This is a genomic window from Nonomuraea sp. NPDC004580 (genome assembly GCF_040609855.1).
GTDB classification, from domain to species: Bacteria; Actinomycetota; Actinomycetes; order Streptosporangiales; family Streptosporangiaceae; genus Nonomuraea; species Nonomuraea salmonea.
Genome location: NZ_JBEXLH010000001.1, coordinates 668,019 through 694,844, shown reverse-complemented (window position 1 = coordinate 694,844; position 26,826 = coordinate 668,019). Strand labels below are relative to the sequence as shown.

The 26,826-nt window shown below is 70.4% G+C and carries 22 protein-coding genes; 10 read left to right on the top strand and 12 right to left on the bottom strand.

What is annotated here, in order from left to right:
- From ABZW11_RS03060 to thrC, 3 genes are all read right to left on the bottom strand, one after another.
- A partial coding sequence (locus tag ABZW11_RS03060) for a Rho termination factor N-terminal domain-containing protein (RefSeq protein WP_355412002.1) occupies window positions 1-669 on the bottom strand: 669 nt, incomplete at its 3' end.
- A gap of 457 nt (window positions 670-1,126) precedes the next feature.
- Complete coding sequence (gene thrB, locus ABZW11_RS03055; protein WP_355412000.1) at window positions 1,127-2,041, bottom strand: homoserine kinase; 915 nt, start codon at window positions 2,039-2,041, stop codon at window positions 1,127-1,129.
- A 28-nt stretch (window positions 2,042-2,069) separates the two neighbouring features.
- On the bottom strand, window positions 2,070-3,128 hold the full coding sequence (gene thrC, locus ABZW11_RS03050; protein ID WP_355411998.1) for a threonine synthase: 1,059 nt from the start codon (window positions 3,126-3,128) through the stop codon (window positions 2,070-2,072).
- A gap of 210 nt (window positions 3,129-3,338) precedes the next feature.
- Between thrC and ABZW11_RS03045 the strand changes: the two genes are divergently transcribed.
- Complete coding sequence (locus tag ABZW11_RS03045) at window positions 3,339-4,778, top strand: glycosyltransferase (protein ID WP_355411996.1); 1,440 nt, start codon at window positions 3,339-3,341, stop codon at window positions 4,776-4,778.
- A 65-nt stretch (window positions 4,779-4,843) separates the two neighbouring features.
- Here ABZW11_RS03045 and ABZW11_RS03040 read toward each other — a convergent pair whose 3' ends face one another.
- From ABZW11_RS03040 to ABZW11_RS03015, 6 genes are all read right to left on the bottom strand, one after another.
- Window positions 4,844-6,463, bottom strand: coding sequence for a glycosyltransferase (locus tag ABZW11_RS03040; RefSeq protein WP_355411994.1), 1,620 nt, complete (start codon window positions 6,461-6,463; stop codon window positions 4,844-4,846).
- Complete coding sequence (locus ABZW11_RS03035) at window positions 6,460-7,533, bottom strand: glycosyltransferase family 2 protein (protein WP_355411992.1); 1,074 nt, start codon at window positions 7,531-7,533, stop codon at window positions 6,460-6,462. Before ABZW11_RS03035 ends, ABZW11_RS03040 begins: the two co-directional genes overlap by 4 nt.
- An 86-nt stretch (window positions 7,534-7,619) precedes the next feature.
- Window positions 7,620-8,915: a homoserine dehydrogenase gene (locus ABZW11_RS03030; protein WP_355411990.1), complete on the bottom strand. Its 1,296-nt coding sequence runs from the start codon at window positions 8,913-8,915 to the stop codon at window positions 7,620-7,622.
- Complete coding sequence (gene lysA / locus ABZW11_RS03025; protein ID WP_355411988.1) at window positions 8,912-10,294, bottom strand: diaminopimelate decarboxylase; 1,383 nt, start codon at window positions 10,292-10,294, stop codon at window positions 8,912-8,914. Before lysA ends, ABZW11_RS03030 begins: the two co-directional genes overlap by 4 nt.
- Window positions 10,295-10,414: 120 nt before the next feature.
- On the bottom strand, window positions 10,415-11,023 hold the full coding sequence (locus ABZW11_RS03020) for an anticodon-binding protein (protein WP_355411986.1): 609 nt from the start codon (window positions 11,021-11,023) through the stop codon (window positions 10,415-10,417).
- A 62-nt stretch (window positions 11,024-11,085) separates the two neighbouring features.
- Window positions 11,086-12,933 carry a hypothetical protein gene (locus ABZW11_RS03015; RefSeq protein ID WP_355411984.1) on the bottom strand — a complete coding sequence of 616 codons (1,848 nt, stop codon included), beginning with the start codon at window positions 12,931-12,933 and terminating at the stop codon, window positions 11,086-11,088.
- Window positions 12,934-13,004: 71 nt separating this feature from the next.
- Here ABZW11_RS03015 and ABZW11_RS03010 point away from each other — a divergent pair, with 71 nt between their 5' ends.
- Window positions 13,005-14,642, top strand: coding sequence for an asparagine synthetase B family protein (locus tag ABZW11_RS03010; RefSeq protein WP_355411982.1), 1,638 nt, complete (start codon window positions 13,005-13,007; stop codon window positions 14,640-14,642).
- A gap of 264 nt (window positions 14,643-14,906) precedes the next feature.
- Window positions 14,907-16,631, top strand: coding sequence for a maltose alpha-D-glucosyltransferase (treS, locus tag ABZW11_RS03005; RefSeq protein ID WP_355411980.1), 1,725 nt, complete (start codon window positions 14,907-14,909; stop codon window positions 16,629-16,631).
- Here treS and ABZW11_RS03000 read toward each other — a convergent pair.
- From ABZW11_RS03000 to ABZW11_RS02990, 3 genes are read right to left on the bottom strand one after another with little or no spacing between them, the layout of a single operon-like run.
- Window positions 16,618-18,885: an FtsX-like permease family protein gene (locus ABZW11_RS03000; protein ID WP_355411978.1), complete on the bottom strand. Its 2,268-nt coding sequence runs from the start codon at window positions 18,883-18,885 to the stop codon at window positions 16,618-16,620. The two genes, treS and ABZW11_RS03000, sit on opposite strands and share 14 nt — an antisense overlap.
- Window positions 18,882-19,610, bottom strand: a complete 729-nt coding sequence (locus tag ABZW11_RS02995; protein WP_355411976.1) for an ABC transporter ATP-binding protein — start codon at window positions 19,608-19,610, stop codon at window positions 18,882-18,884. Before ABZW11_RS02995 ends, ABZW11_RS03000 begins: the two co-directional genes overlap by 4 nt.
- The gene (locus ABZW11_RS02990; protein WP_355411974.1) at window positions 19,607-20,113 is read right to left on the bottom strand and encodes a PadR family transcriptional regulator; all 507 of its coding nucleotides are present in this window, start codon (window positions 20,111-20,113) and stop codon (window positions 19,607-19,609) included. The genes ABZW11_RS02995 and ABZW11_RS02990 overlap by 4 nt, the downstream gene beginning before the upstream one ends.
- Window positions 20,114-20,243: 130 nt before the next feature.
- On the opposite strand from ABZW11_RS02990, the gene ABZW11_RS02985 reads away from it, so the two are divergent.
- The 7 genes from ABZW11_RS02985 to ABZW11_RS02955 all read left to right on the top strand — a co-directional run bounded on the left by ABZW11_RS02985 (window position 20,244) and on the right by ABZW11_RS02955 (window position 26,800).
- Complete coding sequence (locus ABZW11_RS02985) at window positions 20,244-21,491, top strand: ABC transporter substrate-binding protein (protein WP_355411971.1); 1,248 nt, start codon at window positions 20,244-20,246, stop codon at window positions 21,489-21,491.
- 7 nt (window positions 21,492-21,498) lie between these two features.
- Window positions 21,499-22,821 carry an ABC transporter substrate-binding protein gene (locus ABZW11_RS02980; RefSeq protein ID WP_355411969.1) on the top strand — a complete coding sequence of 441 codons (1,323 nt, stop codon included), beginning with the start codon at window positions 21,499-21,501 and terminating at the stop codon, window positions 22,819-22,821.
- Between the two features lie 12 nt (window positions 22,822-22,833).
- On the top strand, window positions 22,834-24,210 hold the full coding sequence (locus ABZW11_RS02975; RefSeq protein WP_355411967.1) for a sugar ABC transporter permease: 1,377 nt from the start codon (window positions 22,834-22,836) through the stop codon (window positions 24,208-24,210).
- Window positions 24,207-25,118, top strand: a complete 912-nt coding sequence (locus ABZW11_RS02970) for a carbohydrate ABC transporter permease (RefSeq protein ID WP_355411964.1) — start codon at window positions 24,207-24,209, stop codon at window positions 25,116-25,118. The genes ABZW11_RS02975 and ABZW11_RS02970 overlap by 4 nt, the downstream gene beginning before the upstream one ends.
- 253 nt (window positions 25,119-25,371) lie before the next feature.
- Window positions 25,372-26,049: a uracil-DNA glycosylase gene (locus ABZW11_RS02965; protein ID WP_355411962.1), complete on the top strand. Its 678-nt coding sequence runs from the start codon at window positions 25,372-25,374 to the stop codon at window positions 26,047-26,049.
- A 10-nt stretch (window positions 26,050-26,059) separates the two neighbouring features.
- Window positions 26,060-26,386, top strand: a complete 327-nt coding sequence (locus tag ABZW11_RS02960; protein ID WP_345397482.1) for a hypothetical protein — start codon at window positions 26,060-26,062, stop codon at window positions 26,384-26,386.
- Between the two features lie 123 nt (window positions 26,387-26,509).
- Window positions 26,510-26,800 (top strand): MTH1187 family thiamine-binding protein, encoded by a 291-nt coding sequence (locus ABZW11_RS02955; protein ID WP_355411960.1) that lies wholly within the window; start codon window positions 26,510-26,512, stop codon window positions 26,798-26,800.
- Window positions 26,801-26,826 lie beyond the last annotated feature (26 nt).

Genomic DNA, 26,826 nt, shown 5'->3' with positions numbered 1-26,826 from the left:
GTCACGACCGCCGTCACGACCGCCGTCACGACCGCCGTCACGGCCGCCGTCACGACCGCCGTCGCTGGTGCGGTCGCCGCGGTCACCACGGTCGCTGTTACGGTCGCTGCCCCGCTCGCCGCGCTCGCGGCGCTCGCCACGGCTGCGGCGCTCGCGCCTGCTCTCGCCGCGCTCGGAGCGCGATTCGCCCTGTCCGGCGTCCGCGGGCTGCGTCTGCTGCTCCACGACCGGCTCCGCCACGGCGGCGGCGACCGGCTCAGGCGCCGCGGCCACGGGCTCGGGCGCGGCGGCGGGCTGCTGCGCGGGCTCTTCCGTGGTCTTGGCGCGGGAACGTTCCCTGCGTGTACGGGTGGGTCGCTCCGCCGCGGGCGCCGCCTCTGCGGGGGCGGCCGCGGGGGCCTCGGCCACCGGCGCGGCCGTCGCTGCGCCGTCTCCGGAACCGCCACCCTGCTTCTCCTGGATGGCCGCGATGAGCTGGCTCTTCCGCATGCGCCCGGTCCCGCTGATGCCCAGCTCCGCTGCCATCTTCTGCAGCTCGGGCAGCACCTTGGCGGACAGGCCGGTGCCGGAGCGACGCGCACGCGGCTTGGCCGCTGCGCGGGTGGGGGTGTCGCCGGACGCCGGCTCAGCGCCTGATGCGTCGGAGAGGAGTTCGGTGGTGTCGCTCAACTAAAAGGTCCTTCCCAGGGGTCGGGCGCCGGATTTGTTCTTCCGGGCGTCCCGGAGGTGCTTGCGATCCGGCGGGACAGACCGGGTCGGGGTGCACTTTGCGATCATCGGCTGTCGCTTGAGACGGCCGCCACTCTTGGGGAGGGGTTCATCCACGCCGCCGATGGCCCTTGGCGCGTGGCTGACACCCCCCAGATTGCTGTCGCCAACCAGATGTCGAGATGATCCGAACGCGCAGATCCCCGTCGTCGCCACCTCGCGTTGCGCCAACCGGGTGTGGGCCAACCGGAGGCAACGGATTCCGGGGAGACAGCCGCGCTGCTCACGCCTCGCGACGTGAAGCATGATGCAGCGATGTATGGCTGACAAGCACGCACCCACCAAGGGGGCATCTGGTGCGGCTATCAGCCTAACATCACCAGCGCACACGGCTATTCCCTGAAGGTCTAAAGAGGCATCAGCGTGTCTCGGGGAACTGAACGTTCGCACCAACCGGGTCGACGTCCATTTGCTGGATGTGCCAGTCATTACCCACTTCTGGCGCGATCAAATCCTGCGAATCCGATGTCGAAAACGCAAGAACCGTGGGACCCGCTCCCGAAACGACCGCGGGCACGCCCACTGCACGGAGACGTTCTACCAGATCCGCACTCTGCCGCATGGCAGGCGCGCGGTATCGCTGGTGGAGCCGATCTTCTGTGGCGGCGAGCAGGAGCCCTGGCTCTGGCCGCTGGGTCAGCGCCGCGATCAGCAGCGCGGCCCGGCCGGCGTTGAAGGAGGCGTCTTCGTGGGGCACGTCCTTCGGCAGCAGCCCCCGGGCGGCCTCCGTCGACAGCCGCGTCGAAGGGACGCAGACGACCGGACGGATGCGCTGGTCGGGAGCTAGTTTCAGCTTATGCGGCAGCCCGGTGTGGTCGGACCACGAGACCGTCAGCCCGCCGGAAAGACAGGGCGCGACGTTGTCGGGATGGCCCTCCATCTCGGCGGCCAGCGCGTAGACGTCGTCGTCGCTCAGCGCGTTCTCCCCCGAGTCCGCGAGTGCGCGCGCGGCGAGAATGCCCGCGCAGACCGCGGCCGACGACGACCCGAGACCCCGTGCGTGCGGGATGCGGTTGCGGCAGTGCAGGTGTATGCCCTCCGGCTGGGGCACGCCCATGCGGTCGTACGCCACCCGCATGGCCTTGACGACCAGATGCCCCTCGCCGGGATCGACCTCCCCCGCCCCCTCGCCCTCCACGACGACGTGGACGCCGCGCTCCCCGGTGAGCGTGGCCGTGACCTCGTCGTGGAGGCTCAGCGCGAGCCCGAGCGCGTCGTAACCCGGCCCCAGGTTGGCCGACGTCGCGGGCACGCGAATGTCAACGGTCCTCATTCGTTCACTTTTCCCTCGTCACTCCCCGTCAGGCGAGGTTGAGCGCCGCCGCGGCGGCGTGGACGTCGATGGGGATGACCACCGGTGCGGGCGCCCCCGAGATCGCCCAGTCAGGGTCTTTCAGCCCGTTGCCCGTCACCGTGCACACGATGCGCTGCCCCGGGTCAACCATGCCCTGCGCGTGGGCCTGCAGCAACCCCGCTACGCTGGCGGCTGAAGCGAGCTCGACGAACACGCCCTCCTCCTGTGCCAGCAACTTGTACGCCGCCGCGATCTGCCGGTCGGTCACCGCCTGGATCACGCCGCCCGACTCGTCGCGGGCCGTGGTGGCCAGCGCCCATGACGCCGGGTTGCCGATGCGGATGGCCGTGGCGATCGTGTGCGGGTGGGTGACGGGCGCGCCCTGCACGATGGGCGCCGCGCCGCTGGCCTGGAAGCCGAACATGCGCGGCCGCTTCGTCGCCACCCCGTCGTCGGCGTATTCGCCGTAGCCCATCCAGTAGGCCGAGATGTTGCCGGCGTTGCCGACCGGGATGCAGTGGATGTCGGGGGCGTCGCCGAGCGCGTCGACGATCTCGAACGCGGCGGTCTTCTGGCCCTGCAACCTGTACGGGTTGACGGAGTTGACCAGCGCGATCGGATAGTTGGACGACAGCTTGCGCGTCATCTCCAGGCAGTCGTCGAACGACCCCTCGACCTGCAGCAGCGTGGCACCGTGCACGAGCGCCTGGGCCAGCTTGCCCATCGCGATCTTCCCCCGTGGCACCAGCACGGCGCAGGTCAGCCCGGCGCGTACGGCGTAGGCGGCGGCCGAGGCGGAGGTGTTGCCCGTGGAGGCGCAGATGACCGCCTTGGCGCCCTCTTCGACGGCCTTGCTGATGGCCATCGTCATGCCGCGGTCCTTGAAGCTGCCCGTCGGGTTGGCCCCCTCCACCTTCAGGTAGACCTCGCACCCGGTGAGCGCCGAGACGCGGTGCGCGGGCACCAGCGGAGTGCCGCCTTCGAGCAGCGTGATGACGGGCGTCTTCGCGGTGACCGGAAGACGCTCGCGGTACTCCTCGATGAGGCCACGCCACGACCTGCTCATGATGACTCCCTACCTGCGCTGTTGGGCACAGAGTGTACGGGGTGCCGGGGACCGTCGCGGAGCGGCGTCCACGGGTCGGACACCCGCAGAACTCCTGCATTGGACAGGAGCACTATTCAGGAAATTCTCAGCATCTCCCGATAAGGTCTCGGCCAGGGGGTCACGACCATGAACGCGCGTCCTGCTCTGAGGCAGAACGACTATTCACCGGTGACGGCACCGCGGCTCGGCGCCTGGTCACCCGCCCTTTCCGTCAGCGTGGTGATACCCGCGCGCGGCGGGCAGGACAAGCTCGACCTGACGCTCGCGGCGCTGGCCGCGCAGACGTACCCGGAGCACCTCATGGAGGTGCTGGTCGTCGACGACGGCAGCGACCCGCCGATCCGCCTGCCCGAGATCCGGCCGTTCAACACCCGTCTCGTACGCGTGCGCGACGGCTGGGGCATCTCCAACGCGGTCAACACCGGGGCGAAGGCCGCCGACGGCGAGATCATCCAGCGGCTCGACTCCGACATGGTGGCCTGCAGGGAGCACATCGAGGCGCTGGCGCGCTGGCACCACGAGACCGACTACCTGGTCACGATCGGCATGAAGAAGTTCGTCGACGCGCCGCCCGTCACCCCCGAGCAGGTCTTCCTGGCGGGACACCTGGGAGAGCTGTTCGACCTGGAGACGGCGGTGGCCAGCTCGACGGAGGCGACGATCGCCAAGACCGACGGGCTGCGCAAGAGCCGCAATCCGTACCACGTGTGCACGGGGCCGACCTTCGCCCTTCCCAGGGAGGTCTTCCACGCCGTGGGCGGGCTCGACCCTACGGTCGCGCGTGGCGAGGACACCGAGTTCTCCTACCGGCTGGCCATGCACGGCGTGGTCTTCGTGCCCGACATGGACGCCCAGGCCGTCCACTTGGGGCTGCCCTCGCAGCATCGCGACAGGGAGCGGGCGGTGCGTGCCGTGGAGCCCTTCCTGGCCCATCGCGTCCCGCTCCGCCGTGACCTGCGCAAGGATCGGGGGCGGCGGTGGCTGGTGCCGTACGTGGAGATCGTCCTCGACGTCTCCGGCGCCTCCGGGACCGCCGTGCGGCAGGCGGTGGCGGCGGCGCTGGACGGCAAGGTGCAGGACGTCGTCGTGACGCTGGCCGGGCCGTGGTCGCGGCTGGCCGACGGGCGCCGCTACTCGCTGTCCGACCAGGACTTCGAGCTGCGGCTGCTGCGTGACCTGTTCGCACACGACGAACGCATCCGGCTCATCGACGAGCCCGCGCCCACGCCGGCCCCGATCCCGTTCCGCTACCGGGGGCCGGTGGACGTGCCGCTGCACCGGGCGACGCTGGAGCGGATGATCGAGTCGGTGCAGAAGGACCTGACGGGCGTGCTGGTGGTGAACCTCCCGGACGGGCGGACGGCCCGCCTCGAACGCACCTCCGCCCTGGGCCGGGCGGTGCTGCTCACCGGCGCGGGCGATGACGTGGACGAGGTCATCGCGGCCACGCACGGCGTACGTCACGAGCCGCCCGACCGCTTCTGGCCCAAGCCCGCGCAGCCGGAACCGGTCACGATCCCGGCCCCGAAGGCGGTCGTGCAGGTCTCGTCGGACCCGCCGGAGAAAACCCTCCTGCGCCGCCTCAAATCAGCCCTCCGCCCCAACTGACCCCGCCCCTGCCTCTCGCCGGAAGGGCGATGGGTGGATGCCCGGTCGCGGAGGCCGGCGGCGGGTCAGCTCTTGCGGCGGAGCGCGCGTTTCAGGGTGCTGGAGACGACCGAGCGCAGGTCCGGCTGGACGCGATTCGCGGCGGCGATGCGGCGGCGCAGCGAGCCGACCTCGCGCCGCAGCTCAACCGCCGACTTGCGCCAGGTGCCGGCCTCGTCCCGCCACTTGGCCACCTGGGCGCGCAGCCGCTCGGCCTCTTCGGCCAGCCGGGCCGCCTCCGCCTGCGCGGCCAGTCTCTCCTTGTACGCGCTGCGCCGCCCCTGCGGCGGCTCTGCCTCGGCGGTGAAGCCGTAGGTGGCGCCGTCGGCCCACAGCACGCCGGCGACCTCGTCCACCACGTCGTCCAGGTCCTCGCCCGCGGCTGCCACGATGCGCGCTCTGGCGAAGGCGGAGGCGCGTTCGAGCCGGGCCGCCACGATGCCGCCTGAGCTCTCGTCCAGGAGCACGTTCACCAGGCCGAGGCCCTCGTCGCGGGCCAGGTCGAGCAGGCGCGCGAGGGTGTCGTGGCCTGGGATCCAGCCGGCGGGCAGGTGCAGCGTGTACGGGACGGCGGGGTCGACCGAGGCGGAGGTGACCAGGTGTACCCGGCCCTCGTGCCGGTAGTGCCCCTCGATCAGCACCAGGTCGAGCGACGGGTCCTGCAGAGGCGCACGGCGATCGTGGTCGAGGGTGTCCCAGGGGCCGACGAGCAGCACGGACACGTCGGGCACGGTGCCGGCGAGCAGCCCGTCGACGGTGGCCCGCACCTCGTCGTAGCCGGTCGTCGCGGAGACGACGGCGGTGACGTACGGGACCTTCCACTGCCGCCCGGGATGCCCGCGCAGCCACCGGTAGGCAGGGATGCGGTCGGCGACGAACGCGTGACTGACCCGGTCGATGGGCGCCTTGTCACGCATGCGCATGGTCGGCCCGAGGTGGTAGCCGCGCGCGGCGGGCTCGGGGACGAAGACCGCGCCCGCCTGCCACAGCCGGTAGCCGAGCTCGGTGTCCTGCCCGAGCACCAGGTCGTCGTCCATGGGCCCGGCGGCCTTGATCAGGGCGGCGTTGACGGAGGTGGCGCCGCCCACGTGCAGGCTGAAGGGGCGCTGGGGGTTGTCGGTGAGCCCGTCGGTGCGCTCGACGAGGTCGACGAGCCACGCGTGCGGCTCGGCGGGCTCGAAGGCGGCCTCCAGGTCGGACGGCAGCTCGGCGGGCACGGGCGCCTCGGTGAAGCGCAGGTAGCCGGTGACGACGAGGTAGGGGGCGGCGTGGTGCCAGCGCATGTGCGCCTCGACCGCGCCGGGGGTGAGCAGCACGTCGGAGTCGAGCCAGTGGATCACCTCGCCGGTGGCGGCCCCGAGTCCGGCGTTGCGGGCGGCGGCGCGTCCTGGACGCTCGCAGCGCACCAGCCGGGTCAGCTCGGGCCGCTCGGCGGGCAGGCACAGCGGCGGCTCGCTGCCGTTGTCGACGACGATGACCTCGATGAGCTCGGCCGGGTACGTCTGCCTGGCCAGCGCGGCGAGCACCAGGTCGAGCTTGTCCTGGCCGCCGTAGGCGGGCACGACGACGCTGACCGTCAGCCGGGGTTCGAGCGGCTCGTCGCGGGCGAGGACGCGGTAGTCGTTGCCGCGTACGCGGGCGGTCACGCGGCTTCCATCAGCAGGCTCGGGCGGAAGCCCCGCCACTGGTTGGCGGCCACCTTGAGGAAGTGGGCGAGCGGGAGCTGCCAGGTGTGCTCGCCGCTGAGCCCGCGGCGCAGGACGTAGCCGAGGCCGTGGGTGCGGTAGATGCGGGCATCCGCGCTCTTCGCCGCCTTGAGGAACTCGAGATCGACGGCCCGTGGCAGCGCGGGATATCCGCCTATGTCGTGGAATTTCGACCGGGACACCATGATCGTGCCGCCCGCCACGTGATCGGCGTGGACCTCACTCGGATAGCTCGCCCCGCTCGCGAACGTCGTGCGCCTGATCGTCGCCTCCAGCGGCTCCAGGTAGAAGAACTCGGCCGTGGTGCCCACCACGTCGGCCCCCGCGTACGTCATCGCCATGAACAGGTCGGCCAGGTGGCGGGGGCCGTACCAGTCGTCGTCGTCCCACTTCGCCAGATAGTCGCCCTCAGCCAGAGCGGCGGCCTGGTTGAGCACCTCGCCGAACGGCACCGAGGCGTCGGCCTCCACGTGGCGCACGGGCAGCGCGCAGGAGCCGGCGGCCTCGCGTACCTCGTCGAAGGCCACCCCGTGCAGGCCGAGCAGCACCTCGGCGACGACGTCGCGCTGCCGCTCCATCTGCGCCAGCGCGGCGGGCACCATGGCCGGCCGTTTGGTGGCCATGACGATGCTGACGTGCGGGATGGACGTGGGGTGGGCCAGGCGGCGCAGGCGTACGCTGTGCTCCTCGCGCCGCAGGTCGGCCAGCGAGCGCGCGGTGCCGTCGGCCGGGTGGGCGAGCCAGTCGCGGTCGGTGAGCAGCGCGGCGAGGTCGGCGGGCACCCACGCGGGCGCGTCGGCGGCGGTCAGCGGCACGCCGGCCGCGGCCAGCCGCATGAGCCCGTCGAGCGGCACCTCGCGCTCGGGCCACTCGACCTCCAGGCCGCGCAGCGGGCGCAGCTCGGGCACCTCGGGCGGCCCGCCCTCGACCGCCCATTCGCCGGTGCTCCAGTGGAGGCGGGCCAGCCCCTTCTCCGGCGTACGCGCGAAGCCACAGGGGGTCTCGGACATCGCAGGCTGCTCCTCGGGCGCAGGGAAGGAATCGGCGGCGCCTACCTTACGCCCGTTTCAGGAGCGATCTGGCGATTACCGCCCCTTCAGCCGACCTCGTCGCCTTCCACGCGCATCACGCTGGCCACCGCGCGGACGATGTCGAGCTCGCGCAGCCCCTCCATGGTGGCCGAGAGCGCGGCGTCGGTGGCGCGGTGGGTGACGATGACGAGCTGGGCGTCGTCGCCCCTGCCCTCCTGCCGTACGGTCTGGATGGACACGTCGTGCTTGGAGAACAGCTCGGCCACCCGGGCCAGCACGCCCGGCTTGTCGGCGACGTCGAGCGCCACGTGGCAGCGCGTGACGGTCTCGCCCATGGGGTGGACGGTCAGCTCGGCGTAGGTGGACTCCTCGGGGCCGCGGGTGCCGGCCAGGCGGTTGCGGCCGACGGCCACCAGGTCGCCGAGCACGGCGGACGCGGTGGGCGCGCCGCCCGCCCCCTTGCCGTAGAACATGAGCTGCCCCGCCGACTCGGCCTCCACGAAGACCGCGTTGTACGCCTCGCGCACCCCGGCCAGCGGGTGGCTGCGCGGGATCATCGCCGGGTGCACCCGCACGCCGAAGGAGCGGCCGTCGTCGGAGCGCGCGCAGATGGCCAGCAGCTTGATCACGTAGCCCATGGCCTTGGCGGAGGCGACGTCGGTGGCGGTGATCTCGGTGATGCCCTCGCGGTGCACCTCTTCGGCCCGCACCCGGCTGTGGAAGGCGAGCCCGGCGAGGATGGCGGCCTTGGCGGCGGCGTCGAAGCCCTCGACGTCGGCGGTCGGGTCGGCCTCGGCGTAGCCCAGCGTCTGGGCCTCCTCCAGCGCGTCGGTGAAGGAGGCGCCGGTGGAGTCCATCTTGTCGAGGATGTAGTTGGTGGTGCCGTTGACGATGCCGAGCACCCGCTTGACGTGGTCGCCTGCCAGCGACTCGCGCAGGGGGCGCAGCAGCGGGATGGCGCCGGCGACGCTGGCCTCGAAGTAGAGGTCGCCGTTGCCTGCCCTGGCCGCCTCGTGGAGGGTGGCGCCGTCTTCGGCCAGCAGCGCCTTGTTGGCGGTGACCACGGACTTGCCCCTGGACAGGGCGGCCGTGATCAGCGAGCGGGCCGGCTCGATGCCGCCGATGACCTCGATGACGATGTCGATGTCGTCGCGGGTGACGAGCGACTCGGCGTCGGTGGTGAGCAGCGCGGGATCGACCTCGACGTCGCGCTTGCGGCCGAGCCTGCGCACGGCGACGCCGGCCAGCTCGAGCGGCGCGCCGACGCGGGCGGCGAGGTCGAGGGCCTGCTCGTGCATGAGCCTGATGACCTGGGAGCCGACCACGCCGCAGCCCAGCAGCGCCACTTTCAGCGGTTTCACAGCTGCCCCCTCAACAGGTCGTCCTCGGTCTCGCCCTGCACGATCACGCGGGAGGCGCCGCCCGAGACGGCGACCACGGCGGGTCTCGGCAGGTAGTTGTAGTTGTTGGCCAGCGAGCGGCAGTAGGCGCCGGTGGCGGCGACGGCGATGAGGTCGCCTGGCGCGAGGTCGCTCGGCAGGTGGAAGTCGCGCACGATGATGTCGCCGCTCTCGCAGTGCTTGCCGACCAGGCGGCTGAGCATGGGCTCCGCCTCGCTCGCGCGGCTGGCCAGCGCGGCGGTGTACTCGGCGCCGTAGAGGGCGGTGCGTACGTTGTCGCTCATGCCGCCGTCGACGCTGACGTAGGTGCGCAGGCCCTCGACGTCCTTGATGGTGCCGACCTCGTAAAGGGTGATGCCGCCCGGGCCGACGATGGTGCGGCCAGGCTCGATGGTGAGGCGGGGCACCGGCAGGCCGGCGTCGGAGCAGACCTTGGTGACGATCTCGCGCAGCCCGTCGGCCAGCTCCTTGATGTCGGGGGCGTCGTCGCCCTCGACGTAGGCGATGCCGTAGCCGCCGCCGAGGTCGAGCTCGGGCAGCACGACGCCGTGCTCCTCCTTGATCTCGACGAGCAGCCCGGCCAGGCGCCGCGCGGCGACCTCGAACCCGGCCGTGTCGACGATCTGGGAGCCGATGTGGGAGTGCAGCCCGACGAGCTGGAGCTGGGGCAGGGCCAGGATGCGGCGCACGGCCTCGGCCGCCGCACCCGAGTTGAGCGACAGCCCGAACTTCTGGTCGTCGTGGGCCGTGGCGATGAACTCGTGGGTGTGGGCCTCGACGCCCGTGGTCACCCTGATCATCACCTTGGGCCGCTTGCCGTGCTCCTGGGCGAGGTGGCCGAGCCGGGCGATCTCGTCGAAGGAGTCGACCACGATGTGGCCGACGCCGGCCTCCAGCGCCCTGCGCAGCTCGGCGCCGGACTTGTTGTTGCCGTGCATGGTGATGCGCTCGGCGGGGAAGCCGACGCTGAGCGCGACGGCCAGCTCGCCGCCGCTCGCGACGTCGAGGCCGAGGCCCTCGTCGAGCAGCCAGCGCACGATCTCCTTGCACAGGAACGCCTTGCCGGCGTAGTGGACCTCGGAGCCGGCGAAGGCCGTGGCGTAGTCGCGCATGCGCGAGCGTACGTCGTCCTCGTCGATGACGTAGAGCGGGGTGCCGTGCTCGCGGGCCAGGTCGCGTACGTCCACCCCGCCCACGGTCAGCGCCCCGTCGGCCCGGCTCGACGTTCGGGGCCAGATCGCGGGGTTGATCCGGTTGAGGTCGGCGGGCGCCTGCGGCGGGCGCTCGTGGGGCAGCATCTCGGCGTGCCGGTCCCCGGCGGGATGGGCGAATCGACTCACCCGATCGAGGCTATCGGAAGCGCAAGTAAGCCATGACCCTGTGACCACGTATCGAGACGCGATCAAGGTCTGGCAGGGTAATTTTTACTCTTTTTCGCCGTTTAACCGGATATTTTCTGCTCACAGACGGTCTGGGCCGGGAAGCACCTTACGTACCACATCGGCCACCCGCACGCGGGCCGCGTGCGCCGGCGACGGCTCCTCGTCGCCCACCGGAACGGCGGGCGCGCGCTCGTGCGCGTCGTGGTAGGCCAGCGCCAGCCGCACCAGGTACGCCTCCCACCCGGGATCCCTGCCCGCCCGGCGTCCCGGCAGCTCGGCCAGCACCCTGAGCACGTGCCGGTGCGCCACGTCATCGGGCGTGCCCGCCGGGCCGGGCACCCCGAGGTCCGCCGCCCACCTCAGCACGGCGCAGGCGCGCGCGTGCGCGTAGCGCACGACGAAGCCGGGATTGTCCCAGGTGCGCGGGAAGTCGGGCCAGGCCGGCTCGTACGGCGCCGGCGCCGCCTCGATGAGCCAGAAGGGGTCGTCCACGACGATCCGCAGGAACCCGGCCCCCGCCACCTCGGCGGAGACGACGCCCCCGAGCGCGCGCACCCGCTCGGCCAGCCCGGCGGGCGGGATCCGGCGCCGCAGGGCCGCCGCGGAGACGTAGCGGATCTCGTGCTCCCACGTGCCGTCGGGCACGGGCGGCTCCCCCAGCACGGCGACCAGCTCATCGGACGTCACTTCGAGAACCTTATGCGCATGGAACCCCGTCACGGACGCGGCCCCGGCGCTGCCGCTGTGGCTCAGATGAGCGCGTGCGGCTCGGCGGAGCCGTACTCGACGAGCTGGGCCGCGCCGAGCAGCCAGCGGTCCTCGTCGCGCACCCGCACGTAGCCGAACCTGTCGGCGGAGAAGACCTTGACGCCGTCGGTACGGCACTGCCGCATGAGCACCTCGTCCCAGCCCTCGGTGAGGTCGGCGAAGCCCAGCTCGCGCAGGGCGTTGCGGCGGGCGAGCAGGGTGCCGCCGGCGATCTCGGGCAGGTAGCCGTACTCGGCCTCGGGCTGCTTGAGCAGCGTGGCCTGGGGCTTGCGCAGGTGGGCGTAGAAGGCGGCCTTGCCGACGATGTCGGCGGTGCTGAACAGGAACGCCCTGCGCAGGTCGGACAGGTAGTGGGCGCCGTAGACGTCGCGCGGGTCCATGACCGCGACCAGGTCGGCCTCGCACAGGTCGATGCCGGCGTTGAGCATCGCGCCCACGGTCATGGACGGCGCCGGCCGCCGGTGGATGACCTCGACGTCGGGCAGCACGTCGCGGGCCCGCAGCTCGGCCTCCGGCGGCCCGATGACGATGAGCTGGTCGACGCCCGACTGCCGGGCGACCTGCGCCAGCGCGTGCTCCATCGTGTAGGGGTCGACGATGGGCAGCAGCACGGAGGTGTTGAGCGTGGGCCGCGCGCTGGGCAGGCCGATCGCGTCGAGCATCTCGTCGATGCGCTCGCTCATCGTGCCCATCGCGTACGCCCGCCGCAGCGCCACGTGCGCCCGCCGCGAGTCGGCCTCGGTGCCGATGGGCGTGCCGCAGGCGGCGATCTCGGCGAGGCGCCACTGCGGGGTGCCCGGCGGGCAGTCGGCGGCGGCCGGCCAGCGGTAGGAGGTCAGCACGTCGGGGTAGGCCAGGTGCTCGGGCAGCAGCTGGTCGAGGGTGAGCACGCGGTCGATGCGGCCACCGGACAGCGGCAGCGGGTTGTGCACCCGGGGCTGCACCCCGAACTGCAGGCGCGGCCACGCCACGGTCAGGTCGGCGGTGAAGCGGTGCTCGAACAGGTCGGCGGCCTGCGCGTACGCGGAGACGTCGCCCTTGGTGTGCCAGAAGACCGTACGGATGCCGCGCTCGGCGCACCACGCGAGCAGCGACTTCAGCCCTTCGCCCGGCTCGCCGATGATCTCCTCGGCCCACGGGCCCTGGGTGACGGACTCCACGACCAGCAGGTGGGGCACCTCCAGCGGGAGCACCCTGGCGAAGTCGCGGGGCGTGAAGCCGGTCGTCTGCCGCCACTCGTAGCGCAGCAGCGCCTCGGCGTGCGGGTCGGCGACGACGGCGGCGGTCAGGTGCGGCCTGGTGTTGGGGCCGGTGGGCACCCGGAAGGGCTTGAGCTTGAACTGGGCGCCGCCGAGCGTCCTGGTGCTGGTGGTGGCCTGGAAGGCGGCGCCCGGGCGCTCGTCCTTGGGCTTGTTCGCGGTGGCGACCGGCTTGCGCTTGGGCGCCATGGGCCGCTTGACCGGCTTGGCGGCACCCTTGAGGCCCTTGGCCAGGCGTACCGGGTTGCTCTTGCCGCTCTTGATGGCGTCGCCCAGCCGGTTCCAGCGGGCGACCTTGATCGACGAGAGCTTCCAGTTGGCCACCTCGGCCTGGAAGCGCTGCTCGGCCAGCTCCTTGCGCAGCTTGTCTGCGGCGGCCTGCTCGGCGGCCAGCCGTTCCTCGGTCTCGCTGAGCTGCTCCGCGAGCGCCTTCGCCTCCTCGGCGCGCTGCTCGGCCTCGGCCAGCCTGGCCTGGGCGGCGTCCAGCAGCCTGGCCAGCTCGGCGGCACGCTCGGCCTGCGCGACGGCGTCACGCAGCGCTCTCCGCGTACTCTCTAGCTCAGTCGACAAACCGGACCTCCACTCTCTCAGCCCGGCAAAGGATACTCTTTTGCGGAAGCGTCTCGAAGGGATGAGATCCGGTGCAGTTCAACGTAAGGCCCTACGTCTGCGGCGCTCTCGGCCGGATCGATACCGCACTGCTCGGCAAGCTGACCACCGCGGGACCGAAGGTCCGGCCCGCGCTGCAGTCGGCGGAGGCGGCGCTGTTCAGCTCCACTCCGCTGCCGCCCTACCACCGCTCCGGTGACGCGTACGCATTCGCCTGGGGCGAGCGCCGGCCGAAGGCGGCCGAGGACGAGTGGATCACGGTCGCGGAGACGTACGAGACCCCCGGGCTGATCGGCGACGGCGGGCGGGTGGCGCTGCACACGGGCGCGCTCGGCCTGGTGGACGTCTACCACGTGCGGGTGGCCGACGCGGTCTACTTCTCGTCGCTGATCCAGCCGCTGCTCAACCTGGTGCCCGTCGCGATCGACTGGTCGGCGTGGGCCTCGATCCTGCAGGTGACGTTCCCGCTGGGCGAGGCGACGCCGTACACGGAGGTGAAACGGCTGCCGGGGGCGAGCGCGCTGGTGTGGGAACACGGCAGGCTCACCACCGAGCGGCGGTTGCCGCGCTGGCTGCGTACGGAGCCGTACGAGGCGTGGATCAGCCCCCAGGAGATCGTGGAGCTGCTCGACCACGTCTACGCCGACTATGCGGGCCGCCCGCTGCTGGTGCCGGTCAGCGGCGGCTACGACTCCCGGCTGCTGGCCGGCGTGGCCAAGGCCAGGGGCGCGGACGTCGAGTCGTGGACGACCAGCCCCGACGACGGCACCGACACCGACATCGCGTTCGCCAGGGCGATCACCAGGGAGCTGGGCATCCCGCACCGGGTGATCCCGCAGGACGCGGCCTCCTACCCGGCCGACGCCATGGAGGTGGCGCGCAGGCTGGAGTACCTCACGCCGCACCACGCCTGGTACGCCCCCTTCGCCAAGGAGGTGCACGGCGCGGGCCGGATCCTGGTGGACGGCCTGGCGGGCGGGCCGCTGCTGAAGAACTTCATGGTCAGCGGGGCCGCGCTGGAGGCCAGGACGCAGGCCGAGCGCTCGGCGGCGGTGCTGGGCTCGCTGTCGCTGGGCCGGCCGTCACAGCCGTTCCTGTCGAAGGCGGCCGCGCAGTGGATGGAGGAGACCGTACGCGAGCAGTTCCTCGCGGCCACCTCCATGTTCCACGGCCATCGGGCCGAGCTGCCGCTGTCGGTGCTGCACACCAGGACCGTGCGGGGCATCGCGCGCTCTGCGGTGAACCTGGTGGGCCCCGAGGCGTCGTTCCTGGCGCCGTTCATCCATCCGGAGTTCTTCGACGCGGCGCTGTCGGTCGGGGTGGCCCGCAAGCACCAGGGCCGCTTCTACCGCGAGGTGCTGCACGCGGCCAATCCGCGGGTGGCCGCCCTGCCCTCCACGAACGTGGTCAAGCAGCCGCTCATGAGGGTCCCGCTGCGCTCGACGGCGGCTCCTGCCCGAAATTATGCGCACCGGATGCTGGAGGTCGTGGTGAGCCGGGTGCCAGGACTGCTGTCCGACGAGCTGCACGAAGTGGTGGCCGGCGGTCCCGACGCTCTGACCAGGTTCAACGGCTGGAACGACCGCTTCTGGGTGCGCGGTCTCGTGCTGTTCGGGCTGTGGCTGAGCGACTTCGAAAACGACCTCTCGGACGTCGCTCCACCTTTTTAGTGAACTCTGGGTAACAGGGCGATTACATACGGATCTCTCGGGTATTAACCGTCGCACAGCAGAAGCGGGTTCCGGAAAGCCAACGGGCTGGTAGTGTTCGGCCCGTAAGCGCCGCACAAACGGGCACCAGATCACAAATCCGGTCTCGTTCGAGGGCAGTGGAGTTCGCAGGGATGACGACTCCACGCGGCGCGGTCACCAGATAGTAACGCCGGGGCAACCGGTGACTTCGTCCTGCCCACATCTCTTCCTGTGAGCGACATCATGATCAACGCATCCCCATCGCCGGAGCCGATCTCCGAGGCCTTCGTCTCGGAAGACCCAGCCTGGTACAAGCGGGCGGTGTTTTACGAGGTTCTCGTCCGGGGGTTCAAGGACTCCAACGGCGACGGCACCGGCGACCTACGTGGTCTCATCGAGAAGCTCGGTTACCTCGAGTGGCTCGGTGTCGACTGCCTGTGGTTGCTGCCGTTGTACGAGTCGCCGCTGCGCGACGGCGGGTATGACATCTCGGACTATATGAAGATCCTTCCCGACTTCGGGGACTTGGGGGACTTCGTCCAGCTGATCGAGGCCGCCCACGAACGCGGCCTGCGGATCATCACCGACCTCGTGATGAACCACACCAGCGATCGGCACCCCTGGTTCCAGGCGTCCCGGCACGACCCCGAGGGGCCGTACGGCGACTTCTACGTGTGGTCAGACCATCCCGGCGGCTACCCCGACGCGCCGATCATCTTCATCGGCGCCGAGGAGTCCAACTGGACGTACGACCCGGTGCGCAAGCAGTACTACTGGCACCGTTTCTTCCACCACCAGCCGGACCTGAACTATGACAACCCGGCGGTGCAGGAGGCCATGCTGGAGGTGCTGCGGTTCTGGCTGGACCTCGGCATCGACGGTTTCCGTCTTGACGCGGTGCCCTACCTGTTCGAGCGCGAGGGCACGGCCTGCGCCGGGCTGCCCGAGACGCACTCCTACCTGAAGAAGATCAGGGCCGAGGTCGACCGCCTCTACCCCGACCGCGTGCTGCTCGCCGAGGCCAACGGCTGGCCCGAGGACGTCGTCGAATACTTCGGCGACCCCACAACGGGCGGCGACGAGTGCCACATGGCCTTCCACTTCCCGCTGATGCCGCGCATCTACATGGCGGTGAAGAAGGAGACCCGCGAGCCGATCTCCGAGATCATGTCCCGCACGCCCAAGCTGCCGGAGAACGCGCAGTGGGGCATCTTCCTGCGGAACCACGACGAGCTGACGCTCGAGACGGTCACCGAGGAAGAGCGCGACTACATGCACAAGGAATACGCCAAGGACCCGCGCATGCGGGCCTACCTCGGCATCAGGCGGCGCCTGGCCCCGCTGCTCGACAACGACCGTGACCGCATCGAGCTGTTCACGGCGCTGCTGCTGTCGCTGCCCGGCTCGCCGATCATCTACTACGGCGACGAGATCGGCATGGGCGACAACATCTGGCTGGAGGACCGCGACTCGGTCCGCACGCCGATGCAGTGGAGCCCCGACCGCAACGCCGGCTTCTCCTCGGCCGACCCCGGCCGCCTCTACCTGCCCGCCGTCATGGACCCGATCTACGGCTACCAGGCGGTCAACGTGGAGGCCCAGCAGCGCCACGAGGGGTCGCTGCTGCACTTCACCCGCAAGATGCTGGAGATCAGGCGCAAGCACCCGGTGTTCGGCGTCGGGGCGTACACCGAAATGTGGTCGTCCAACCCGTCCGTGCTGACGTACGTGCGCGAGGACGGCGACGACGTGATGCTGTGCGTCAACAACCTGTCGAAGTTCCCGCAGCCGGTGGAGCTCGACCTGCGCCGCTTCGAAGGCATGGTCCCGGTCGAGGCGCGCGGCGGCGTGCAGTTCCCGGCCATCGGGGAGCTCCCCTACCTGCTGACGCTGCCCGGCCACGGCTTCTACTGGTTCGCCCTGAAGAAGGACGAGCAGAGCGAGCTCAAGGCGATCAGCGAGAAGTGACCGGCACCTGGGCACGGGCCGCGCGGCGCGCTGGGATCAGCGCGACCGCGAGGGCCGTGCCCACGGCTATGAGCACGGTCACCGTCAGGGTCACCGGCGACGGCGCGCGGCCGATGCCCGCGCCGACGCCGCTGGTGTGACCCTGCAGGTCGATCAGGCCGGTGACCACACTGACCCCCGCCACGGCGCCCACGCCCACGCCGAGCACGACCAGCAGGCCCGTGCCGGTCACCAGCGTGGCCATGACCTGACGCGGGGTCAGCCCCATGGCCTTGAGCACGGCCAGGTCGAAGGCGTGGTCGCGCAGGCCGAGCGCGCTGGCGGTGAGCAGGTTGGCCAGGCCGATGAGGGCCAGCACGGCGATCATCGCCACGATCACCACTCTGATGATCGACAGCCGGTCGGCCGGGTTGACCGCGGCCTGCACGTCGAGGCTCTCGCCCGACTCCGCGAGCAGCCTCCCCCGCACCTCGCCGGGGTCCACGCCCGGCTTGAGCGCCACCGCGTAATACTCCGGCGGCACGGAGTCCTTCGCCGCCAGGCTGTCGATGCCGACCGAGAGCACCTCGCCGTCCTGCTCCGGCTCGACGGTCCTGCCGACGATCCGGACGATCAGCGGGGTGCCGCCCACCGTGAGCCGCACCCGGTCGCCGATCTTCACCCCCAGCAGGTCGAGCAGGCCCTGCCCGGCCACGGCCTCGCCCTGGCGGGTGTACATGCGGCCCTCGACCACCGGGAACGGGTAGGGGTCCGTCGAGCTGCCGATCGCCCGCACCCTGACCGAGCGGGCCTCGCCCGGGGCCAGCGCGTTGACGTCGGTGCCCGCGTAGACGGCCTTGACGTCGCGGTCTCTGCCGGCCAGCTTCTCGGCGGCGGCCGCTTCCAGTTTGCCGGGCCGTACGTAGAGGGCGGCGTGCTGGCCGACCTGCTCCGGGTGGGCCAGGAAGTTGTCCAGCGTGGCCCACACGCCGAGCCCGATGGTGATCATCATCATCGGCACGGCCAGGCCGAACGCCGTCAGGAACGCGGGCACCCTGCGGGTGAAGGCGTCGCGGGTGCCGAGCACGAGGGCGGGCGGCAGGCGTACGAGGAGGGCCAGGCGGGCCAGCCTCGACAGGCGGCCACTCGGCGGCGCCGCGGGCGCCGCGGGGATCGGCGGCGTGCGCCCGCCCCGCCAGGCCGGCACCCCGACGGCGGCCAGCACCAGCAGGGCCGTGCCCGCCACGATGGCCAGCACCGGGATGGGCGCCACGGACGTCGGGCCGAGCACGGCCGCCATCACGCCCCAGCCCGCCACCGTGCCGATGACCACGCCCAGCAGGCCGAGCGCGCCGTGCTCGACGAGGAGCAGCAGCGCGAGCTGACCCCTGGTGAAGCCCATCGACTTGAGCGTGGCGAGGTCGCGCAGCTGCCCCAGCACCCGGCCGCCGGCCGCGTTGGCCAGGGCGAGCGCGGCGGCCACGATGCCGACCACGCCGAACAGCGCGAGCAGCGTGCCCAGCAGCCGGTTGTCCAGCTCCATGGCCGCCCTGACCTCGCGCCAGGTGTAGACGCGCTGCAGGCGGTCCTCCAGCATGACCACGACGCGCTGGGAGACCACCTGGGAGGCCTCGGCGTCGGTCAGGCGCAGGCCGGTCACCCACTCGCTGCGGCCCAGCATGGGCTCGATGCGGTCGAGCATGAGGGGCAGCACGTATGCCAGGCCGGGCGTCCACTCGGGGTAGAAGCCCTGCTCGGCGGAGTCGGCGATGCCGCGTACGTAGAGGGTGTGGCGCTGGCCGCTGAGCGCGATGATCGAGAAGGGCGCGCCGATGCGCAGCCCCAGCGAGTCGGCGAACGAGCGCTCGACCACCACCCCGTCGGGCTGGGAGGGATCCAGCCACCTGCCCTCGGCCACCACAGGGTGCGCCACGGCCGGCGGCGTGGCCGGCATGGCGCGCAGCGCGGCCGGCTCCTTCTTGCCGTTCTGAGCCACGGTGACGGGCGCCGAGCGGTAGGGGCCGGCGGTCTGGGTGACGCCCTCGATGCCGCCTAAGGCGACCTGGGGGCTGTCCTTGGTGTAGAGCCAGACGTGGGCGCCGTCGGTCTGGGCGAACAGGCTGCGCCACGGGTTGGTGCCCTCCTCCAGCAGGGTCGCCGCGGTGATCAGCGCGGCGACGATGCCGGCCACGGCCAGCACGGTCAGCGCGGCCTGGCCCCTCCTGGCGCGGAGGTCGGCCCTGATCCACCGGCTGCCGGCCAGAGACGTGCTCATCGGAGGTCGATCACCTCGCCCGCCGTGCGGGTGCGGCGGCGGGCGATGCGGCCGTCGTCGACGATCTCGCCGTCGAACAGCGACACCAGCCGGTCGGCCAGGCTCGCCACGCGGGCGTCGTGGGTGACCATGACGATGGTCTGTCCCTCCTTGTGCACCTTGCTGAGCAGGTTGAGCACGTCGCGGGTGTTGCGGCTGTCGAGGTTGCCGGTGGGCTCGTCGGCCAGCAGCAGGCTGGGCTGGTTGGCCAGCGCCCTGGCCAGCGCGACCCGCTGCTGCTCGCCGCCGGAGAGCTGGGCGGGGGCCGCCTCGGCCCGGTCGGTGAGGTTGAGCGCCTCCAGCAGGCTCTCGCGGCGCTCGCGGGCCACCTTGGGCGAGGCGCCGCTCAGCAGGGCGGGCAGCTCGACGTTGTCGCCGACGGTCATGTTGGCGACCAGGTTGAAGAACTGGAAGACGAAGCCGATCTTCTTGCGCCGCAGCAGCGCCCAGGCGCTCTCCGACAGGGTGTCGACGCGCTTGCCGTCGAGCCAGATCTCCCCGCTCGTACGCGCGTCGAGCCCGCCCAGCATGTGGACGAGCGTGGACTTCCCCGAGCCGGAAGGCCCCATGATCGCGACGAACTCGCCCGGCTCGACCTGGAGATCCACCCCGCGCACGGCGGGCACCGGCACCGCGCCATCCTGGTAGATTTTGACCAGATTGACCGTTTTCACAACCGAGCTCATGCCAGATCCTCCTGGCAGCGCTCGAGCCAGTCAAGATCAGCCTGGAGATGCAGCATGGCTCCTTCGATGAGCAGCATCGCCACGCGATCCGTCGGCGGAGTGGCGGCCAGGAGTTCGTTGAGATCGCTCATGAGTGACAAGTAGTGGCGGCGCTGACGGCTGATCAGCACCATGCGGTCGGCGATGCCGGTCAGCGGGGCGAGCACGAGCTTCATGAAGAACTCGTCGCGCACCCGGGGACCCTCGGTCGGCTCGTCGACCCAGTCCTCCAGCACCTCCCGGCCCTTGGCGGTCAGATAGTAGACCTTTTTGTTGGGCCGGTTGGACTGCTCGACGTCGACCGCCCGGATGAGGCCGTCCTTCTCCAGCCTGCCGAGCGTGACGTAGATCTGCCCGATGTTGGGCGAAGGATAGGCACTGCCGAAGGTCTGCTCCAGTGCCTGTTTCAGCTCGTAGCCGTGAGCCGGCTCTTTCGCCAGGAGCGCCAGCAGGTGAAGCCGCACCGCCACCTCCCCGCGTCCTGTTACGTATGCGTTACAGAGCAATCCGTTGACCTACAGATTACATGTGTGCATAACATGAATGCATCTACCTAACACGTATGTAATTCACTCTGAACACGGAGGAAACAGGGTGCTTCGCTCGCTGCCGCTGCTCCTGGCCGTGACTCTCGCGGCCGGTTGTGCGGCGACGGGCGACGAGGGCGGGGGCGAGACGGAAACGGGCGGAACAGGCCCGATCACCTTCGCCACCGGACGCGACACCACGGCGTACCTGCAACCCCTGCTGGATCGCTGGAACGAGGCCCACCCGGCCGAGAAGGTGACGCTGCTGGAACTGCCCGAGGCCGCCGACGAGCAACGTGCTCAGATGGCGGCCAACCTCCAGGCCCAGAGCAGCCGGTACGACGTGCTCGGGCTTGACGTCTTCTGGACTGCCGAATTCGCGGAGAACGGCTGGATCATCCCCCTGGAGCGCGGGTTGTTCCCGCTCGACAGGTTCCTGCCGCCCGTCGTGGAGACGGCCGTCTACAAGGACAAGCTCTGGGCCGTCCCGTACACCAGCAACGCGGGGCTGCTCTACTACCGGACCGACCTGGTCAAGAAGCCGCCCAGGACGTGGGCCGAGCTTCGCGCCGAGTCACGCCGAATCACGAAAAAGCACAACATAGGAGGCTATGCCGGGCAGTTCCTGGCCTACGAGGGGCTCACGGTCAACTTCTCAGAGGCCGTGCACTCGGCCGGCGGCGAGATCGTCAGCCGCGACGGCACCGAGGTGACCCTCGACCCGGTCAAGGGCGCGACCGCGATCGAATTCCTGCTCCAGGGACTTCGCGAGGGCTGGATCCCGCACGAGTCGCTGAGCTACAAGGAGGAGGAGTCCCGCCTGGCCTTCCAGGAGGGGCGGCTGGCCTTCGCCAGAAACTGGCCGCACGCGTACGGACCGGCCAAGGCCAAGCTGGGCCAGAAGCTGGGCGTGACCCGGCTGCCCGGCCTGGACGGCCCCGGCTCCAGCACGCTGGGCGGCGCGAACCTGGCGATCAGCGCCTACTCCAAGCACCAGCAGACCGCGCAGGAGTTCATCCGCTACTTCACGAGCCTGGAGAACGAGCGCCGGGTCCTCACCGAGGGCTCGTTCCCGCCCGTGTGGACCGAGCTCTACGACGATCCAGAGCTGATCAAGCGCTTCCCCTACCTGCCTGTGCTCAAAGAGAGCATTCTGGCCGCCCACCCTCGGCCGGTGAGCGCCAACTACACCCAGCTGAGCCTGGTGATCGCGAGTTCGGTCGCCAAGGCGCTCAGCAACCCCTCCCCCGGGGCCGCGCAGGACGTGGCGGCCTCCATGAAGTCCGAACTCCAAGAGATCATCAGAACCCAGTGAGGCAGCCATGCGAAAAGGCAGAGCAGCAGCGATCCTGGCCGGGCTCGCGGTAGCCGTCGCCGCCTGCGGTAACGCGCCGACGACCACCGAGCCCACGGCGTCGGAGTCGGCTCCCGCGTCCGACGGCGCCAAGACGCTCCAGGGCGTGAAGCTCGAAGTCGCCGCCAAGTGGACCGGGGCGGAGCAGAAGAACTTCGAGCAGGTGCTCAAGGCTTTCTCCGACAAGACCGGCGCCGAGGTCACCTACGCCTCCACCGGTGAGGACACCGGCGCCTACCTCGGCCCGCGCATCCAGGGCGGCAGCCCGCCCGACGTGGCCATCCTGCCGCAGCCCGGTCTGGTGCAGCAGTACGCCGACCAGAACGCGCTCAAGCCGCTGACCGACGACGTGGTCAAGGAGATCGACGCCAACTACACGCCGTACTGGAAGGAGCTCGGCTCCGTCGACGGCAAGGTGTACGGCGTGCTGGTCAAGGCCGCGCACAAGTCGCTGGTCTGGTACCGCTCGCAGGCGTTCGAGGACGCCGGCGTGCAGCCGCCCACCAACTGGGACGAGATGGTCAAGGCCGCTCAGACCATCGCCGACTCCGGCACCCCGCCGTTCTCCTTCTGTGGCGCCTCCGGCTGGACGCTGACCGACCTCTTCGAGAACGTCTACCTGTCCACCGCCGGCCCGGAGAACTACGACAAGCTCTCCAAGCACGAGATCCCGTGGACCGACGACACCGTCAAGGTGGCGCTGGAGAAGATCCAGCAGATCGTCTCCAAGAGCGAGTTCCTGGTCGACGGCACCTCCGGCACCATGCAGACGGACTTTCCGACCTGCGTGAGCAAGGTCTACGGCACCGACAAGGCGGCCATGGTCATCGAGGCCGACTTCGTGGCCGTCGAGGCCGACCAGTCGGGCGCCAAGCTGGGCGAGGAGGCGAAGTACTTCCCGTTCCCCTCGGCCGGTGACACCGCCCCCGTCGTGCTCGGCGGCGACGTCGCCGTGGCGATGAAGGACAACCCCGGTGCGATGGCGCTCGTGCAGTTCCTCGCCTCCAAGGAGGGCGGCGAGGTCTGGGCCAAGCTCCCCGGTTACCTGTCGCCCAACAAGAACGTCTCCCCCGACAACTACCCCGACCCGCTGACGAAGCAGCTCGGCCAGACGATCGTCTCCGCCGGTGACGCGGTCCGCTACGACATGTCCGACCTGGCCCCCAGCGCGTTCGGCGGCACGGACGGCAAGGGCGAGTGGAAGGTCTTGCAGGACTTCCTGCGCGACCCCAGCGATGTCAAGGGCACCCAGGAGGCGCTCGAAGCCGAGGCCAAGAAGGCCTGGAAGTAAAGAGGTAAGGCCGTGACCGAACGGTTGGACGGCCGGCAGGACTCGCCCGCGGCCACCGCGGGCGAGTCCCCCACCGGACCGGCTGAAACCCCCCGTACGAGAAAACGCCTCGGCCCCTCGCCGGCGGTCGCCATCGCCTTCCTCCTCCCAGCCGCTGTGCTGCTGGGCATCTGGGTGGTCTATCCGATCGTCTACTCGATCTTCCGGAGCCTGTTCGACGCGGCGGGCACCGGGTTCGTGGGGCTGGGCAACTATGCCACGATCTTCAGCGATCAGGGCATGCTCACCACAATCCGCAACAACCTCATCTGGGTCGTCGTCGCTCCGATCATCGTCACCACGCTGGGACTGATCTTCGCGGTGCTGACCGAGCGGATCAGGTGGGCGACCGCGTTCAAGCTGATCGTGTTCATGCCGATGGCCGTCTCCCTGATGGCGGCGGGCGTCATCTTCCGCCTCGTCTACGAGGAGAACCCGGACAAGGGCCTGGCCAACGCCGTGCTCACCACCGTGAGCGACACGTTCTCCTCCTCGCAGGGCTACCCCGAGGCCAGGCCGCGCGAGGGCGACCAGTCGCCCGTGGCCGACGAGGCCGGCTCGGTCGTCACCAAGCAGCCCGTGCAGGGCGGGCAGCCGGTGCTGATCCCGATCGTCGGCGTCAAGCCGGACGTGCTGCCCTCCGACGCCCAGCCCGCCAAGGCCGCCACCGGTCCAGGGCTGTCGGGCACGGTGTGGTTCGACTTCACGCCGGGCGGCGGCGGCCAGAGCGGCGCCGTGGACGGCACCGAGAAGGGCCTGCCCGGCATGACCGTGGAGGCCGTGCAGCAGAACGGCGAGGTCGCGGCCACCACCACGACCGCCGCCGACGGCACGTTCCGCTTCGACGGGCTGGCCGACGGCACCTACACCGTACGGCTGCCGAAGGACAACTTCGAGGCCTCCTACAACGGCCTGACCTGGCTCGGCCCGACCCTCATCACCCCGGCGATCATCGGTGCGTTCGTCTGGGTGTGGGCAGGTTTCGCCATGGTGCTGATCGCGGCCGGCCTCGCGGCCATCCCGCGTGACTCGCTGGAGGCCGCCCGCATCGACGGCGCCACGGAGTGGCAGGTGTTCCGCAAGATCACCGTGCCGCTGCTGTCGCCGGTCCTGCTCGTCGTCTTCGTGACGATGATCATCAATACCTTGAAGGTGTTCGACCTGGTGTTCATCATCGCCCCCGCCTCGGTGCAACCCCAGGCGAACGTGGTCGCGCTGGAGATGTGGCGCGTCTCCTTCGGCGGCGGGAACAACCAGGGGCTGGGCAGTGCGCTGGCCATCTTCCTGCTGATCCTGGTCCTTCCCTTCATGATCATGAACATCCGACGGTTCCGGAGGGGAGACTCATGACCACCGCGACCGCCACCGCATCCTCCGGCGCCTCGTCGGGGCTGGAGTCGGGCACGCCGCGCAGGAGCGCGGTCAGCAAGATCGTCGATCGCGTGGGCGGCGGCGCCGTCCAGGTCATCATGGTGGTGCTGGGCCTGTTCTGGCTGGTGCCGACCCTGGGCCTGCTGGTCGTCTCCATGCGTACGACGCAGGTCAACAACGCCGAGGGCTGGTGGACCGTCTTCACCAAGCCGGCCGAGCTGACCCTGCAGAACTACGCCAACCTGCTCGGCAGCGGGTTCACCGCCTCGTTCTGGAACACCGTGGCCATCACGGTGCCCACCACGGTCCTGGTGATCGGCATCGCGGCCATGGCGGCGTACGCGTTCGCCTGGATGGACTTCCCCGGCCGTGACGTCAGCTTCCTCGTCGTGGTCGGCCTGCTCATCGTGCCGATCCAGATCGCGCTGATCCCCATCGCGTCCTTCTACGGGTCCACCGGCATCTTCGGCTCGATCCCCGGTGTGGTGCTGTTCCACGTGGCGTTCGGCCTGCCGTTCGCGATCTTCCTGCTGCGGAACTTCTTCGTGGGCATCCCCGCCTCGCTGCTGGAGGCCGCCCGCATGGACGGCGCATCCGAGTGGAAGATCTTCATGTCGGTGGTCTTCCCGCTGGGCAAGCCCGCCATCGCCTCGCTGGGCATCTTCCAGTTCCTGTGGGTGTGGAACGACATGCTCATCGCGCTGGTCTTCGCCAACACCGGCAACCAGCCGATGACCAAGTACCTGCAGTCGCAGATGCGGCAGTTCGGGTCGAACGTCGACATCCTGTCGTCGGGCGCGTTCATGTCGCTGATCATCCCGCTGGTCCTGTTCTTCGCGTTCCAGCGGTACTTCGTCCAGGGCATGATGGCCGGCTCCGTGAAGTGACCGGCCTGATCTGACGGGCGCCCGTTCACCCGAGGGGGGTGAGCGGGCGCCCGCCCGCGTAACGGCGGCCGCCGGCATCCCGACACCGCCGCCTTCGTCTCCCTCGCGGAACGCGCCTCCGGCCGGCGCCTCGGCGTTCTCTTCGACGCCTGGCTCCACCAGCCCGGCAAGCCGTCCCTGTGATCATTCTGGTACGGCTCGTCCCCGACGTTTCGGCGGCAAGCCGTACCAGACCTGACTAAGCTCAACACCCATGGCCGGTCGTCCCCTGAACGAAGTCGTCGAAGCCGGATGGGCACGCGCGCTCGAGCCCGTCACCGAGCAGATCGCCCACATGGGCGAGTTCCTGCGCAAGGAGATCGCCGAAGGCAGGCAATACCTGCCCGCGGGCGCGAACGTCCTGCGCGCCTTCAACCAGCCCTTCGACGACGTCAAGGTGCTGATCGTGGGCCAGGACCCCTACCCCACCCCCGGCCACCCCGTCGGGCTGTCGTTCTCCGTCGCCCCCGACGTGCGGCCCCTGCCCGGCAGCCTGGTCAACATCTACAAGGAGATGGAGACCGACCTCGGCCTGCCCCGCCCCTCCAACGGCGACCTCACCCCGTGGGCCGAGCAGGGCGTCCTGCTGCTCAACAGGGTGCTCACCGTCATGCCGGGCAAGCCCGCCTCCCACCGGGGCAAGGGCTGGGAACAGGTCACCGAGCAGGCCATCCGCGCCCTCGTCGCGCGCCAGAAGCCCATGGTCGCCATCCTGTGGGGCCGCGACGCCCGCAACCTCGCCCCCATGCTCGGCGACATCCCGCGCATCGAGTCCGCCCACCCCTCCCCCCTCTCCGCACGCAGCGGCTTCTTCGGCTCGCGGCCCTTCAGCCGCGCCAATGAGCTGCTCGTCCAGCAAGGCGCCGCGCCTGTCGAGTGGAAGCTGCCCTAGCATCGTCGCCATGACTGATGAAGAACCGAAGTTCCTGCGTCTCACGGTCGAGCTGACCGTCGAGGTGCTCGACATGGACGCCCTTCAGGCGGCGGCGCTGCGTGAGATCAGGCACCCCGACGCCGACCTGACCGACGAGGAGCGCACGGAGCAGGCCGAACTGGTCGCCTCCGACGACAGCGGCGCCTCCGCCCTGCAGTGGCTGATCGAACCCGACCACGTGCTGCAGCTCGTCGACCACATCGACGAGATCGAACCCCGGGAGGCCGTCCTCGGCGTCGAGCCGTCCGAGGGGCCCAGCGAGGAAGAGGACGAGGAAGAGCACGACCACGCGTGACCCGTACGGCGTCAGCCACGACGTCACCCGAACGTCGTGGCTCTCCGCCCTCACCCAACCCCCCATCCCCCCACTCCCGCATCCAGGGCCTCTCCACCGCCGCCTTCCCAAAGAGGGAGCCTCATGATCATCGCATTCTCCATCACCCCGCTGGGCGTCGGCGAAGGAGTCGCCGAACCCGTCGCCCGCGCCGTCAAGGTCGTCCGCGAAAGCGGCCTCCCGAACCGCACGGACGCGATGTTCACCACCATCGAGGGCGAGTGGGACGAGGTCATGGACGTGGTGAGGCGGGCCGTGGACGCGGTGGCGGAGGTCGCCCCCAGAGTCAGCCTCGTCCTGAAGGCCGACATCAGGGAAGGCGTCACAGACGGCATGACCTCAAAACTCGAATCCCTGGAACGCCACCTGACCTGACCCCAGTCCCCACCTCCACGATCCGA

What these genes read in the sequence shown, in the direction of transcription:
- ABZW11_RS02995 (WP_355411976.1), bottom strand. Translation starts at nt 19,610, where the DNA reads ATGAGCTCGGTTGTGAAAACGGTCAATCTGGTCAAAATCTACCAGGAT.
- ABZW11_RS02955 (WP_355411960.1), top strand. Translation starts at nt 26,510, where the DNA reads ATGATCATCGCATTCTCCATCACCCCGCTGGGCGTCGGCGAAGGAGTC.
- ABZW11_RS02960 (WP_345397482.1), top strand. Translation starts at nt 26,060, where the DNA reads ATGACTGATGAAGAACCGAAGTTCCTGCGTCTCACGGTCGAGCTGACC.
- ABZW11_RS02980 (WP_355411969.1), top strand. Translation starts at nt 21,499, where the DNA reads ATGCGAAAAGGCAGAGCAGCAGCGATCCTGGCCGGGCTCGCGGTAGCC.
- ABZW11_RS02965 (WP_355411962.1), top strand. Translation starts at nt 25,372, where the DNA reads ATGGCCGGTCGTCCCCTGAACGAAGTCGTCGAAGCCGGATGGGCACGC.
- ABZW11_RS03035 (WP_355411992.1), bottom strand. Translation starts at nt 7,533, where the DNA reads ATGTCCGAGACCCCCTGTGGCTTCGCGCGTACGCCGGAGAAGGGGCTG.
- thrB (WP_355412000.1), bottom strand. Translation starts at nt 2,041, where the DNA reads ATGAGGACCGTTGACATTCGCGTGCCCGCGACGTCGGCCAACCTGGGG.
- ABZW11_RS03000 (WP_355411978.1), bottom strand. Translation starts at nt 18,885, where the DNA reads ATGAGCACGTCTCTGGCCGGCAGCCGGTGGATCAGGGCCGACCTCCGC.
- ABZW11_RS02970 (WP_355411964.1), top strand. Translation starts at nt 24,207, where the DNA reads ATGACCACCGCGACCGCCACCGCATCCTCCGGCGCCTCGTCGGGGCTG.
- treS (WP_355411980.1), top strand. Translation starts at nt 14,907, where the DNA reads ATGATCAACGCATCCCCATCGCCGGAGCCGATCTCCGAGGCCTTCGTC.
- thrC (WP_355411998.1), bottom strand. Translation starts at nt 3,128, where the DNA reads ATGAGCAGGTCGTGGCGTGGCCTCATCGAGGAGTACCGCGAGCGTCTT.